Raw genomic sequence first — 14,034 nt, 5'->3', positions numbered from 1 at the left:
AGATTCAAATTAAGAATCTTTATTTTTTCGTAAAAAAGCCGGAATATCCAGATCATTATCTTGGAAAGGCTGAATATCAAAGTCATCTTCAGTCTGCTCTTCTTGTTCAAGCTTTTCCTCACTTTTTTCATTAGTTTCTTCTTCTATTACACCTTTTTCAGCTGTATTAAATCCTGTTGCAATAACTGTTACCTTAACTTCATTTTCAATCTCTTCATCGACTACTGATCCAAGAATAATATTTGCTTCTGAATCAGCTACTTCAGAGATAACTTGTGCTGCTTCATTAGCTTCATGTAAGCCTAAATCAGCTCCACCAGTAATATTTAACAAAACACCTTTAGCCCCATCAATAGAAGCCTCTAACAGTGGAGAAGCAATAGCTGCCTTAGCTGCGTCAACAGCACGTTCATCACCAGCAGCCCTGCCAATCCCCATCAACGCAGAACCGGCATCAGTCATAATTGTCTTTACATCAGCAAAATCAAGGTTGATTAAACCAGTAATAGTAATTAGATCAGAAATACCTTGAACACCCTGTCTTAAAACATCATCGGCTGTTTTAAAAGCATCAACTAAACTTGTCTGCTTTTCTACTACATCTAATAATCTATCATTTGGAATAATAATTAAAGTGTCAACTCTCTCTTTTAGTTTTTCAATTCCTTTTTGAGCTTTAGTCATTCGCTGTCGCCCTTCAACAGTAAATGGCTTGGTTACAACTCCTACTGTCAAAGCCCCAATATCTTCTTTAGCAATTCTGGCAATTACTGGAGCAGCACCTGTTCCAGTACCACCACCCATACCAGCTGTAATAAAGACCATATCAGAACCTTCTAAGGCTTCAGAAATCATCTCCTCACTTTCCTTAGCAGCATTTGCCCCTACCTCAGGATTAGCTCCTGCTCCTAATCCATTAGTCAGTTCTTCACCAATCTGCAGAGTGATTTCTGCTCGAGAGGAGACTAAAGCTTGGCCATCTGTATTAACAGCAACAAATTCAACCCCGCTTAAACCAGATTCAATCATACGATTGACGGCGTTATTACCACCGCCACCAACTCCAACTACTTTTATATCTGCAAATTGTGGCTCTTCAGACCCAAACTCAAACATCAAGACCCCCCCTAGTTAACCTAAAAAATATTTTTAAACCAATCTTTAACTTTATTAAATAAATCATCCACTATCTCTTCTTCATCTCTTCTTTTAATCTGCTGTTTTGATGTATCTTTTATATTTTCGGCACCATAATTTCCTAAACCTACTCCTGTAGAGAAGATAGCAGCATTATCTCCAGAGAAACCAGCATACTCATCATCAAGATCATAAATTGAACCATCTACATAATCAAGTAAAGTATTCATATTTTCAGGTGCTCCAACTCTAACAGGCATATCTAACTTTTCAGATGCCAACTCTGGAACTCCTTCTAACAGAGACCCTCCTCCAGTCACTACTGCTCCAGCTGGAACTAACCCCTTATATCCTGCTTTTTCAATATCCTCTTTAACTAAAGAAAAGATCTCATCAATACGTGGCTCAATAATTTGACATAATACTTTACGAGAAATAGTTCTTTTCTGTTTCCCGCTAGTATCTAAAATATCAAGCTTTTCATTCTGGTCTACTAAACTAGCTTTAGCACAACCATGCTTAATCTTGATCTTTTCAGCATTATTACGAGGAGTACGCATTCCTACAGCAATATCATTTGTAACATGATCTCCACCTACTGGTAAAATAGAAGTATACCAAATACTTCCTTCTTTAAAGATAGCAATATCTGTAGTTCCGCCTCCCATATCGACTAGCAATACACCTAAATCTTTTTCACTTTCAGATAGTACTGCTTTGCTAGCAGCCAAAGGCTGTAAAACAATACCTTCTACTCCAAGGCCTACTTTTTTAACACTCTTAACCAAATTTTGAATAGAAGTTTTCGACCCAGTTACAATATGAGCTTCAGCTTCTAATCTAACTCCAGACATTCCTAATGGATATTTAATATCTTTACATCCATCAACAGTAAATTGCCGTGGAATAACATGTATAATTTGGCGTTCAGGTGGCATAGAAATAATCTTAGTAGCATCAATAACTCTGTCAATATCTTGTCTGGTTATTTCTTTATTCTCACCAGTCTCTTCATTCTTGCCAGAAACAGCTACTACTCCATGCCGATTAGTAGAAGAAATATGAGAGCCTGCAATCCCCACAAAGACAGAATCTAATTCTACTCCGGCCATTCTCTCTGCCTTGACAATTGATTTTTCTATGGAAGCAACAGTATCATCTATATCAACAACCATACCTTTCTTTAAACCAGTAGAAGGGCTAGTACCAACTCCAATTATATCAATAGATCCATTATTATTGACTTCAGCAATGATTGTACAAACCTTAGTTGTACCTATATCAATTCCGGCAACTACATTTTGTCGTGTCACCAAGCGCCCTCCTTCCAATAAGTAACAAACACTCCTGATTATAGATCCTTTCTACTGATAATTTCAATATTCATAGTTATTTTCCTTTTTTTATTTGTAAATTTTCTAAAAAATCATCTTAGTTTTAGAAATGAATTCTTTTTATACCTTAAATCTACATAATCTACTTTTAAATTTTTAGTTTTAATATCCTGATAAATGGAAGTAAACACCTCTGCTTTCTGCTCAATATTAAAATTAGTCCCCAATTTAACTTTACCACCTTGTCTTAAAAATAAATTAATCCTTTGCTGAGAATCAATATGTAACTCACTTATCCCTGCTAATACATTTTTAGATAACTTACTTAAGTAATTTACAGCCTGACTCTTCATTCCAGTTAATTTAATCTTCTTCGCCTGACTATCTATATTGACTCCTGTAATTAATGGTAATTTCCAACTGGATAAACTATTAGTTACCTCTAAAATCCAACCTTCAGTATCAACCACTTGATAAGAAGATTGAAAAGGGATGATAGCTATTGGACGTCGTTCTTGAACACTAATAACTAACTTGTTAGGTAAATCACGTTTGATGGTTACTGATTTTAACTGAGGTAACTTTAGTAATTTTTTCTTTATTTTTTTACTATCAATCTCAAAAATATTAGTCTCTTGCTGCAATTTACTAAAGTTAAGTAGATAATTATCAGTTAATAACTGATTACCTGTTATCTTTATCTCCGTAATCTGAAAGTAATTTGAATAAATAATATGTACTACTCCTAACACTACTAATAATGCAATACAGATTAAAATTACTTGCTTGTCCAAAATATCACCCCTCTAAAAAATGCAGGACTAACTTCAGTCCAAACTAAAACTAAGATTAAGATTGAGGTTGAGGTCTGAAACTCAACCTCAATCCTAATTACTTATTTAAAGCTGACTGTAAAATTTTAATTACTAACTCAGAAAAATCAATACCAGATGCTTCAGCTGCTTGAGGTAGCAAACTAGTCTCAGTCATACCTGGAATAGTATTTACCTCTAATACATAAAGTCCTCCTTGAGGAGTAAGCCTTAAATCTACTCTAGACATCCCACTACACTTAAGAACTTGATGTGCCTGTAAGGCCAATTTTTGAGCTCGTTGATAAACTTGTTCATCTAGTTTAGCTGGAACCTCAAACTCAGTCAAACCCTTAGTATATTTAGCCTCAAAATCATAGACACCATCTTTAGGCTTAATTTCAATAACAGGCAGAGTTTCAGGATTTTTATTTCCTAACAGACCTACTGTAATTTCACGCCCAGGGATATACTCTTCAATTAATATCTCCTGATCATACTTAAAAGCCTCTTCTAAACTAGACATTATATCTTCTTCTTGATCTACAATAGATAATCCTATACTAGACCCTTCTAAAGCAGGCTTAACTACAACTGGCATCTCTAACTCTTGCTTTATCTGCTGTCTACACTCTTCCTTTTTCATTTTAAACTGTTCACTAGTTAAAACCATAAACTCTGGAGTAGTAACTCCTACTTGTTGAAATAATCGTTTGGAAGTTACTTTATCCATAGCTACAGAACTGGCTAAAACTCCTGATCCTGTATAAGGAATCCCTTCTAACTCTAACAATCCTTGTAAAGTACCATCTTCACCAAATCTACCATGTAAAGCAATAAAAGATAGGTCCACATCTTGATCTAATAAGGCTTGTGGTAAGTTATCTTGGGCCGGATCTACATCAATAGTTTCATATCCTTGTTTCTGTAAAGTATTTAAAATAGCCTGCCCTGTCTTTAGGGAAACTTCACGTTCCTTAGATTTACCTCCTCTAATTACTGCAATTGTCTTATCTTCTAGCATCTTCTCCCTCCTTTTATTCTTCACGCTTGATTATAGCCCCAAGTTTAGTTAACTTATCTTCTAATCCTTCATAACCACGATCAATATGATAGATATTTTCTACTGTAGTCTTCCCTTGGGCAGCTAAACCAGCTAAAACTAAAGCAGCTCCTGCTCTTAAATCCGTTGCTTTCACTGTTGTTCCTGTAATATTTTCTACTCCTTGAATAATAGCTTGGTTATCTTCTACTTCAATATCTGCTCCCATTTGGTTTAGTTGCTCTGCATGCTGTAAACGATTATCAAAAATAGTCTCTGTAAGCACACTTCTACCCTCTGCTTTAGCTAATAAAGTCATAAACTGTGGTTGCATATCTGTAGGAAATCCAGGATAAGGTAAGGTCTTAAGTTGTACTCCTTGCCATGAATCTACTCCTGTTACTCTTACTTGATCTTCTATAATTTCTACGTTAACTCCTGTTTCAGACAACTTAGCTAATATTGATTCAATATGTACAGGGATTAAATCTTTAGCAACTATTTGACCTTTAGTTAAAGCTGCTCCTACTAAAAAGGTTCCAGCTTCAATTCGATCTGGAATTACTCGATACTCAACTGGATCGAGTTTGTCTACTCCTTGAATCTTGATTACATCAGTACCTGCTCCTTTAACATTAGCTCCTAGACGATTTAAAAAGTTCTGGAGATCAACAATTTCTGGTTCTTTAGCTGGATTATAAATTATTGTTTGTCCTTTAGCCCTTGTAGCAGCCATCATAATATTTTCAGTAGCTCCCACACTAGGAAAATCAAGATGAATTGTAGCTCCTTCTAACTTATCAACTTTTCCTTCCAAGTAGCAACCCTGTTCTGTAAACTCAACACCTAAAGACCGTAAACCTTTAAGGTGTAGATCAATTGGTCGAGAACCAATACTACAACCACCAGGCTGATATATTTTAACCTGACCAAAACGAGCTACCAATGGCCCCATTAAAAATATACTAGCTCGCATCTTCTGCATCAACTCTTGAGGGATTTGGCAACTATCTATATTCTCAGTATTAACAACTATAGTCTTATCTTTATGCTCTGCTTGAGCACCTAAAACTTCTAAGACTTCTTTCATCACTCTTACATCACGTAAATTAGGCACTCTTTTAATTACAGATTCTCCAGCTCCAAGTACAGTTCCAGCCAAGATAGGTAGTACTGCATTCTTAGCCCCATTGATCTTTACTTCACCTTCTAAAGACTGACCACCCTCTATTATAAAACGCGACACTGACTTCACCTCCTTAATTTAAAACTTCCAATTCCCGAACCAGTTGAATACCATACTCTTTATCTACTAACTCTTCTACTTGCTGTATTAAATTTAATACATCATCAGCCGTAGCATTTCCTAAATTAACAATAAAGTTAGCATGTTTAGTAGAAACTTGAGCATCACCGACTCTTAATCCTTTCCCTCCAGCTTCATCAATTAATCTACCTGCTGAATCTAAAGGAGGATTCTTAAAGATACAACCGGCATTAGGAAGTGATAAGGGTTGATTTTCTCTACGCTGGGCCAACTTCTGATTCATTCGCTCTTCTATTAATTGGCGTTTAGCAGAATCCAATTCTAATTCCACCTCTACAATTATTTCTTGCCTATCTTGAAAAGAACTATTTCGATAATTAAAGTCTAATTCATCAGATTTATATATCTGAAACTGACCACTAGGTGATAGAACTTCTACTTTAGTAATCATCTCTCCAATCTCTTGTTCTTTTACTCCTGCATTCATAACTACAGCTCCACCAATACTAGCTGGCAGACCTCTGCCAAACTCTAGACCACTTAATCCATATTTTGCTACCGTTGTAGCTAGAGTAGGTAGACTAACTCCTGCTTGAGCTTTAACTAGATTACCTTCAATTTCAACTTTGGATAACCTAGATAGTTTGATTACTACACCTGTTAATCCTTGGTCACTAATTAATAGATTAGTTCCATTACCAATTATCCAGTAAGATATTTCTTCCTGATATAAATATGTAACTAACCTTCCTAGGTCATCCTTATCATTAGGGATAACTAATGCATCAGCTAAACCACCTATCTTAAAAGAATTATGATTTTTAAGCGGTTCTTCAAATAATACTTCTCCTGTTACTAATGAAGAAAGTGTCTCTTTAATTTCTTGATTAATCATTACATCACCTCAGTCTTAACTAACAACCTTATGCAAGCCCTTATCTCTCATATGATATGCAACCCTAGCTACAGGCGTTACCTTATAACTTGTCCAATTTCTTAATTTAAGTTTAAGAATTAATCTGCTCAAACTTAAACTAAATCCAAAATTAATTCAACCAACTTATCAGCCGCTTCTGGTTGACCTAATTCTTTACTTGCTTGTGCCATCTGGGCCAACTTCTCCTCATCACTAAGTAGTCCAGTAATTGAATTAGATAAATTCTCTCCTGTTAACTCTTGATCCAAAATAACTTCAGCAGCACCATTCTCTTCTATAGATCTAGCATTATGTTCTTGATGATTCTCTGCTGCATGAGGATAAGGAATTAAGATAGCCGGAATACCACAAGCAGTAATTTCTGCTAGACCAGTTGCTCCAGCTCGGGAAACAATTAAGTCAGCTACTGCCAAGGCTGCCTCCATATTATATAAATAAGGCTTAATTATAAGATTCCCACTTTCTAAATTCTTTATACCCTGCTCTTTGGCTTGCTTAGAAACTTTATCAAAGTCACGTTTCCCAGTAATATGTAACACCTGTAAATCTCCTGCTTGCAGTTGAGGATAAATATCAACCATAGCTTGGTTGATACTCTTAGCTCCTCTACTACCACCAAAGACTAATAAAATATCCTTATCTGGTACTAAACCCAACTCCTGATAAGCCTCATTTCTTCCTTTAGTCAAAATTTCAGGTCTAATTGGATTGCCTGTCAAGACTGTCTTATCTGGAGTACTAAAGTGCTTTTTAGCAGCTAAATTACTTAAAGCAATCTTATCTACTACTTTAGCCAAAAGACGATTAGTTATACCTGGATAAGCATTCTGTTCATGAATTAAAGTAGGAATACCACTTAGAGCTGCAGCCAAAACAGTTGGCCCGCAGACATAACCTCCAGTACCAACTACTATATCAGGATTAAATTTACTAATAATCATTCTAGCTTCCACTAACCCTACTCCTGTCTTCAATATAGACTTTACTAAACGAGGTGAAATCTTACGTGGCAATCCTTCTACATGAATAGTCTCTAACTGATAACCTTCTTTAGGAATAATATCAGCCTCTAATCCTGCTTCTGTTCCTACAAATAACAGTTCAAGGTCCTCAACTTCTTCTTCTAACTTTCTAGCACTAGCCAAGCTAGGATAAATATGTCCCCCTGTACCACCACCAGTAAATAATACCTTCATCTTCAACACTCCTACTTCTTACAAAATCGAGATACATTCAATAAGATACCTATAGCCACCGACATAACAACTAATGAAGTACCACCATAACTAATAAAAGGTAGAGTAATACCTGTTACTGGCATAGAACCAGTAACTACCCCAATATTAATAATTGCTTGTAGAACAATCCAAGTAGTAACTCCTACTGCCAACATAGAACCAAATAAATCAGGAGCCCGCATAGCAATCTGTAACCCCCGCAAAGCAAGTAACCCATATAAAAATAAAATAATTAGACTACCTAAAAAGCCTAATTCCTCTCCTACAACAGCAAAAATAAAGTCAGTCCCTGGCTCAGGTAGATAAAAGAACTTCTGTCGACTCCGACCTAAACCAACACCAAACAATCCTCCTGAACCTAAAGCATATAATGATTGAATAATATGAAACCCTGTCCCTTTAGGGTCTTGCCAAGGATTTAAAAAAGCAAAAACTCTCTTTCTTCGATAAGGTTCAGCCATTAGAGCATAAACAAAAGCTGGCAACCCCGATGCAAATAAGCTTCCTAAATGTAGCATTCTCGCTCCTGCAGCAATTAACATAATTACTACTGTTAAAGCTATCGTTCCTGCTGTCCCTAAATCAGGCTCTGCTAAAATTAATAGAAACACTACTCCTAAAACAGCTAAAACAGGTAATAGTCCTGTAATAAACTTCTTAATTCTATCTCCTGCAAAATAGATATACCTAGCAGTAAAAATAACCATAGACAATTTAGCAAACTCAGATGGCTGAACTGCTATTCCGATATTAATCCATCGCCTAGAACCATTTATCTCTGGACCAATAAAGAGTACTAAAACTAATAGTATAATACTACCTAGCAAAATATAATAAGTCCAGCTTAAATAACGATGATAATCAATATTAGAGACTATAATCATAGTAATTATTCCTAATACTGCCCAGGTGAATTGTCGTTTTAAAAAATGAAAACTATCATCATATTTAACATAGGCTGTAATAGAAGTAGCACTAAAGACCATAGTCACACTAATCCCCATTAATAATACTACTACAAGAAAAGTTATATAATCAGGGTTATTTTCCAAATTAACCCCTCCTTAATTTCCTAACACCCTCTTTAAAAATTCTACCTCGTTCCTTATAACTACTGAACATATCCCAGCTTGCACAAGCCGGAGATAAAAGAACTATATCTCCAGAATTAGCCAACCTAGTTGATTGATTAACAGCTTCTTCAATATTAGCTACCTGATAAATATCTGTAAAACCTAACTTTTTGACTTCAGCTTCAATTTCATCTGCTGTTTCACCTAATAAGACTAAAGCCTTTACCTGCTCTACTGCTACTTGAGCAAACTGATCAAAATTAGAATCTTTATCCATACCTCCTGCAATTAAAATAGTTGGCTCTGAAAAAGTCTCTAAAGCTTTAATTGCTGCTGCTGGATTAGTCCCTTTAGAATCATTAATATACTGCACACCATTAATTGTATCTACATTTTCAATTCTATGTTCGACACCAGTAAATTTATTCAATACTTTAGCTAATACTTCTTTCTTGACTCCCATTAATAGAGAAATTGCTACTGCAGCTAAAGTATTTTCTAAATTATGAGGCCCTTTTAAACCTAAATTATCTAACTCAATTATCTCTTGTCTGTTTCCAGATAAGTTACTGACTATCTTATTATCTGCTACAAAAACGCCTTTTTCTAACTGATCTTGTTGACTAAAGAAGATAACCTCAGCTGCAGTAGCCTCTGCAAACTCTCTTACCTGTAAGTCATCATAATTTAAGACAGCATAATCATCTTCTCTTTGTTTAGTTAAGATCTTTCTTTTAGCTGCTACATATTCTTTAAAGGTACCATGCCGATTTAAATGATCAGGAGTTAAATTTAAAACCAAACTAATATCTGGTCTAAAATATTTAGTTCCTTCTAACTGAAAGGAGCTTATTTCAGCAATTGCTACATCTTCTGCCTCCAGCTCTGGTAGATCTTTAATCAGAGCCCGACCAATATTACCTCCTACTATTGACTTTAAATCAGTTGTAGCAAAAATTTCACCTACTAAAGTAGTTGTTGTTGTTTTACCATTAGTCCCAGTAATAGCTATTAGTTGGGCCTGATTATAACGATAAGCCAACTCAACCTCGCTAATCACTTCTATTCCTACCTCTCTTGCTTCTTCTAAGATAGGAATATCAATTGGCACCCCTGGACTAATAACAATTAAATCTGATTTTAAGATTAGTTCTGGAGTATGACCATCTAAGTCTAAAGTAAGATCATAATTTGATAATAGCTTTAATTCATCTTCTAACTCTACCTTAGATTTAGTATCTGTTGCTATAACTTGAGCACCTTGGCCCTCTAGAAATTTAATTGTTTCTACACCTGTTCTTTTACTTAATCCTACCACAGTCACTAATTTATCCTTTAGCTCCATACTATCCCCTTTCTTAACCTAACTTAAACAAACCTAATAATCCTATTAAAGATAAAATAATAGCAAAAATCCAAAACCTAATTACTACTTTAGACTCTTCCCAACCCTTCAACTCAAAATGATGATGAATAGGACTCATTCTAAAGATACGACTACCATTAGTTAACTTAAAATAACCAACCTGGAGCATTACTGAAATAGCTTCAATAACATAAACTCCACCAATAATAAATAAAAACAATTCTGTCTTAGTAAAAATAGCTATAGAAGCAAGCGCCCCTCCTAAAGCTAAGGAACCAGTATCTCCCATAAAAACTTGGGCTGGATGGCTATTAAACCAAGCAAAGCCTAAACAAGCTCCAGCAATAGAAGTAGCAAAGATAGCTAAATTCTGATTACCAAAACCAAAACAGATATAAGCATAAGTAATAGTCACAATAATTGTTACTCCAGCTGCTAAACCATCTAAACCATCAGTTAAGTTAACAGCATTAGAAGTCCCAATAATTACAACAACTATAAAGGGAATAAATAATTTACTGCCTAAATCTATTGTCGTCAATAAATAAGGTATTAATATTTCTGTTCCTAACTCTAACTTAGTCAAAGCTGCTAAAGCCACTGTCAAACCTATCAAAATCTGTCCTAACATTTTCTGCCAAGCTCTCAAACCTAACGATCTATCTGCTATTATCTTAATTCCATCATCTAATAAACCTAATAAGCCATAACTTAAAGTTACAAATAAAGATAAGATAATCTCTAGCTTAGGTTCAGCAAAGATCAAAGTAGAAATTAAAACAGCTAGAATAATGATTACTCCACCCATAGTTGGAATACCAGCTTTCTCCATATGGCTTTTAGGGCCAACTTCTCTTATATTTTGACCAAATTCTAATCTTCTGAACCATTTTATAATAAAAGGACCAACTACTATACTAATTACAAAAGATAATACAGCAGCATATATTAAATTAGCCACTACCATCACTCCTTATTCTGTAACAGATCAACAAATTCCTCAAGTTTCATTCCTCGTGAAGCTTTAACTAAAATTGTATCCCCTGATTCAACTAGTGTTAATAATTTATCCTTTAGTTCCTCTCTATCAGTAAAGTGAAATACCTTCTGTTTATCCATTCCTGCTACTATAGCACCTTGGGCTATCTCTGAACCTAACTCACCAGTTGCAAATAAAAAGTCTAGTCCTTTATTAGCTATTAACTTACCAATCTTTCTATGTTCTTCTTTAGCCACTTCTCCTAACTCTAACATATCTCCTAGAATAGCTATCTTTCTATCTACTGCAATTTCATCTAAGGTATTAATAGCTGCTTGCATAGAAGTTGGATTGGCATTATAGGTATCATTAATAATCTCTAATCCACAGTCAGTAGTTACAATTTGATTTCTCATCTTAGTTAATTTAAGATTAGATAACCCTTCTTTAATTACAGATAACTCTAAATCAAGGGCCAACCCAACTGCTATAGCTGCTAAAGCATTATAGACATTATATCGCCCTGGAATAGGTAACTTAACCTGAATAGATTCTTGAGTCTCATTATTTACTACTTCAAAACTAACTCCTTCTTCACCTAAAGTCTCTATATTAATAGCTTGTAGTTGACTTCCCTCTTCTAGACCATAAGTAATTAGCTGAGCTGCTGTCAACTCATCCATCTGACTGACATACTGATCATCACTATTTAAGATAGCTACTCCATCTTGATCTAAAAATTCAATCAGTTCACCTTTTGCCTGGGCTATCTTCTCTTGACTACCTAACAACTCAATATGGCTAACCCCTACATTGGTCACTACCCCAATATCAGGTTGAGCAATCTGAGCCAAATCTCTAATCTGTCCTAAGCCTCTCATCCCCATTTCAACTACCAAAGCTTGATGTTTTTCTTCTAGTTGAAAGAGAGTTAAAGGAAGACCAATTTCATTATTATAGTTTCCTTGAGTCTTTAAAGTTTGATACTCCTCTTGTAAAACTGCAGCAATCATATCCTTAGTAGTCGTCTTACCAGTACTACCAGTTACAGCAACTACAGGCAAAGAGAATTGACTTCGATAATAAGCAGCTAAATCTTGTAAAGCTTGTTGAGTATCTTCTACTACAATCAAAGGACCATCAACCTCTACTGCTTGAGATACAATAGCAACCTTAGCTCCTTTAGCAAAGGCATCAGCTACAAAATTATGTCCATCAAAATTATCGCCAACTAAGGCAATAAATAATGCACCAGATTCTAAAGTTCTTGTATCAGTTGAAACTCTATCTATAGTAAACTCAAGATTACTAGTTGAATCACCTGTCACAGCTGTTACAATTTCATTTGCCGAAAGTGATTTCATTAAGTTTCACTCCTATCCTCCAAAGCTACTCTAGCTACCTGTCGATCATCAAAGTCAATTACTTGATCTCCAATCTCCTGATATGTTTCATGTCCTTTTCCAATAATCAAAATCATATCTTCAGGCTGGGCTATATCAACTGCTTGGTAGATAGCTTCCTTACGATTCTCTATAATAATATAATCTTGACCTTCCTTCTTATCTAACTGATCAATCCCTTCTTTAATATCAGCAATAATATCTAATGGATGTTCACTACGTGGATTATCAGAAGTAACAATTCCGAAGTCGGCTAAGTTAACACCTAGTTGGCCCATAATTGGTCTCTTTTTAGCATCACGATCTCCACCACAACCAAAGACCACAATCACACGACCTTTAGTAAATTCTTCAGCTGTCTGTAATACATTCTCCATACCATCAGGAGTATGAGCATAGTCAACAATAACTCCAAAGTCCTGTCCTTGATCAATTAATTGAAAACGACCAGGTACACCTATAACTTCTTCAATTTCTTCTTTAATCTCAGTTAAATCAAATCCTAAACTGGCTACAGTAGCAATAGCTGCTAAAGAGTTGTACACATTAAACCTACCTGTTAAATTCAATTTAATTGGTAATTGACTATTAGATGTCTTAAGATCATAACTTACTCCCTTAAAGTCCACTTTAATATCTTCTGCCTTGAATTCAACCTCTTTCTCTAAACCATAACTAACAACCTCACCTTGATTCTCTTCTACAATAGAATCAGCATATTGATCATCAAAGTTGATTATAGCCACTCCTTCATTTTGGCTAAATAATTTAGATTTAGCACTTAAATAATCATCTAAAGACTGATGAAAATCAAGGTGATCCTGACTTAAGTTAGTAAAAACCTGACGATCAAAATCAATTTCTAATACTCGATCTAATTCTAATGCATGTGATGATACCTCCATCACCACATGAGTAATTCCTTCTTCTATCATTTGAGCAAAATAACGTTGCAAATCTAAAGATTCAGGGGTAGTTCGACTAGCTTCCTGTTCAACCTTTCCAACTTTATTCTTAATAGTTCCAATTAAACCTGTTTTCATTTCTAAATTATTTAAAATTGATTCAATTAAATAAGTAGTTGTCGTCTTTCCGTTGGTCCCTGTCACACCAATAATAGTTAAATCTTGGGCTGGATAACTATAAAATTTAGCACTGACTTTAGCTAAAGACTCTCTAGTATCATTTACTCTTATTGTAGTAACTTGATCATTAGCTACTTCATTTTCAACTAAGATAGCCTGAGCACCATTATTGATAGCATCTTCTATAAAATTATGTCCATCTTGTTCAAAACCAGAAATCGCTACAAAAAGATATCCTTCTTCTACCTCACGAGAATCATAAGCAATACCAGTAACTTCTATATCCGACTCTCCTATTATAGATTTGACTGACAATACTTCAACTAACTCCTTTAAATTAACCATTCTTAACCTCCTTATA

12 protein-coding genes are annotated in these 14,034 nt (G+C 35.1%); all 12 read right to left on the bottom strand.

What is annotated here, in order from left to right; all coding sequences use genetic code 11:
* Positions 1-9 precede the first annotated feature (9 nt).
* Positions 10-1,116 carry a cell division protein FtsZ gene (gene ftsZ / locus ACYQ39_RS11810; RefSeq protein WP_459843293.1) on the bottom strand — a complete coding sequence of 369 codons (1,107 nt, stop codon included), beginning with the start codon at positions 1,114-1,116 and terminating at the stop codon, positions 10-12.
* A gap of 20 nt (positions 1,117-1,136) precedes the next feature.
* A complete protein-coding gene (ftsA, locus tag ACYQ39_RS11805) occupies positions 1,137-2,450 on the bottom strand; it encodes a cell division protein FtsA (protein ID WP_459843291.1) in 1,314 nt (437 codons plus the stop codon).
* Between the two features lie 113 nt (positions 2,451-2,563).
* Positions 2,564-3,265, bottom strand: a complete 702-nt coding sequence (locus ACYQ39_RS11800) for a cell division protein FtsQ/DivIB (protein WP_459843288.1) — start codon at positions 3,263-3,265, stop codon at positions 2,564-2,566.
* Positions 3,266-3,362: 97 nt separating this feature from the next.
* Entirely contained in the window at positions 3,363-4,307 is a 945-nt protein-coding gene (locus tag ACYQ39_RS11795) for a D-alanine--D-alanine ligase family protein (protein WP_459843285.1), read from the bottom strand.
* 13 nt (positions 4,308-4,320) lie between these two features.
* The gene (gene murA / locus ACYQ39_RS11790) at positions 4,321-5,571 is read right to left on the bottom strand and encodes a UDP-N-acetylglucosamine 1-carboxyvinyltransferase (protein WP_459843282.1); all 1,251 of its coding nucleotides are present in this window, start codon (positions 5,569-5,571) and stop codon (positions 4,321-4,323) included.
* Positions 5,572-5,584: 13 nt separating this feature from the next.
* Positions 5,585-6,487: a UDP-N-acetylmuramate dehydrogenase gene (murB, locus tag ACYQ39_RS11785; RefSeq protein ID WP_459843279.1), complete on the bottom strand. Its 903-nt coding sequence runs from the start codon at positions 6,485-6,487 to the stop codon at positions 5,585-5,587.
* A gap of 134 nt (positions 6,488-6,621) precedes the next feature.
* Complete coding sequence (murG, locus tag ACYQ39_RS11780) at positions 6,622-7,725, bottom strand: undecaprenyldiphospho-muramoylpentapeptide beta-N-acetylglucosaminyltransferase (RefSeq protein ID WP_459843277.1); 1,104 nt, start codon at positions 7,723-7,725, stop codon at positions 6,622-6,624.
* 11 nt (positions 7,726-7,736) lie between these two features.
* Positions 7,737-8,819, bottom strand: coding sequence for a stage V sporulation protein E (gene spoVE / locus ACYQ39_RS11775; RefSeq protein ID WP_459843274.1), 1,083 nt, complete (start codon positions 8,817-8,819; stop codon positions 7,737-7,739).
* A gap of 1 nt (position 8,820) precedes the next feature.
* Positions 8,821-10,185, bottom strand: a complete 1,365-nt coding sequence (gene murD / locus ACYQ39_RS11770; protein ID WP_459843271.1) for a UDP-N-acetylmuramoyl-L-alanine--D-glutamate ligase — start codon at positions 10,183-10,185, stop codon at positions 8,821-8,823.
* 13 nt (positions 10,186-10,198) lie between these two features.
* A complete protein-coding gene (gene mraY / locus ACYQ39_RS11765) occupies positions 10,199-11,167 on the bottom strand; it encodes a phospho-N-acetylmuramoyl-pentapeptide-transferase (RefSeq protein ID WP_459843268.1) in 969 nt (322 codons plus the stop codon).
* Positions 11,168-11,172: 5 nt separating this feature from the next.
* Positions 11,173-12,549 (bottom strand): UDP-N-acetylmuramoyl-tripeptide--D-alanyl-D-alanine ligase, encoded by a 1,377-nt coding sequence (locus ACYQ39_RS11760; protein ID WP_459843265.1) that lies wholly within the window; start codon positions 12,547-12,549, stop codon positions 11,173-11,175.
* A complete protein-coding gene (locus ACYQ39_RS11755) occupies positions 12,549-14,018 on the bottom strand; it encodes a UDP-N-acetylmuramoyl-L-alanyl-D-glutamate--2,6-diaminopimelate ligase (protein ID WP_459843262.1) in 1,470 nt (489 codons plus the stop codon). Before ACYQ39_RS11755 ends, ACYQ39_RS11760 begins: the two co-directional genes overlap by 1 nt.
* Positions 14,019-14,034 lie beyond the last annotated feature (16 nt).

This window comes from Halanaerocella petrolearia (assembly GCF_054657875.1).
The sequence above is the reverse complement of the archived record's forward strand: the minus strand, read 5'-3'. Positions and strand labels throughout refer to the sequence as shown.

Bases quoted from the DNA above. Each gene is read 5' to 3' on its own strand.
- murB (WP_459843279.1), bottom strand. From the start codon at position 6,487: ATGATTAATCAAGAAATTAAAGAGACACTTTCTTCATTAGTAACAGGA.
- ACYQ39_RS11760 (WP_459843265.1), bottom strand. From the start codon at position 12,549: ATGAAATCACTTTCGGCAAATGAAATTGTAACAGCTGTGACAGGTGAT.
- ftsZ (WP_459843293.1), bottom strand. From the start codon at position 1,116: ATGTTTGAGTTTGGGTCTGAAGAGCCACAATTTGCAGATATAAAAGTA.
- murG (WP_459843277.1), bottom strand. From the start codon at position 7,725: ATGAAGGTATTATTTACTGGTGGTGGTACAGGGGGACATATTTATCCT.
- ACYQ39_RS11795 (WP_459843285.1), bottom strand. From the start codon at position 4,307: ATGCTAGAAGATAAGACAATTGCAGTAATTAGAGGAGGTAAATCTAAG.
- ACYQ39_RS11755 (WP_459843262.1), bottom strand. From the start codon at position 14,018: ATGGTTAATTTAAAGGAGTTAGTTGAAGTATTGTCAGTCAAATCTATA.
- murD (WP_459843271.1), bottom strand. From the start codon at position 10,185: ATGGAGCTAAAGGATAAATTAGTGACTGTGGTAGGATTAAGTAAAAGA.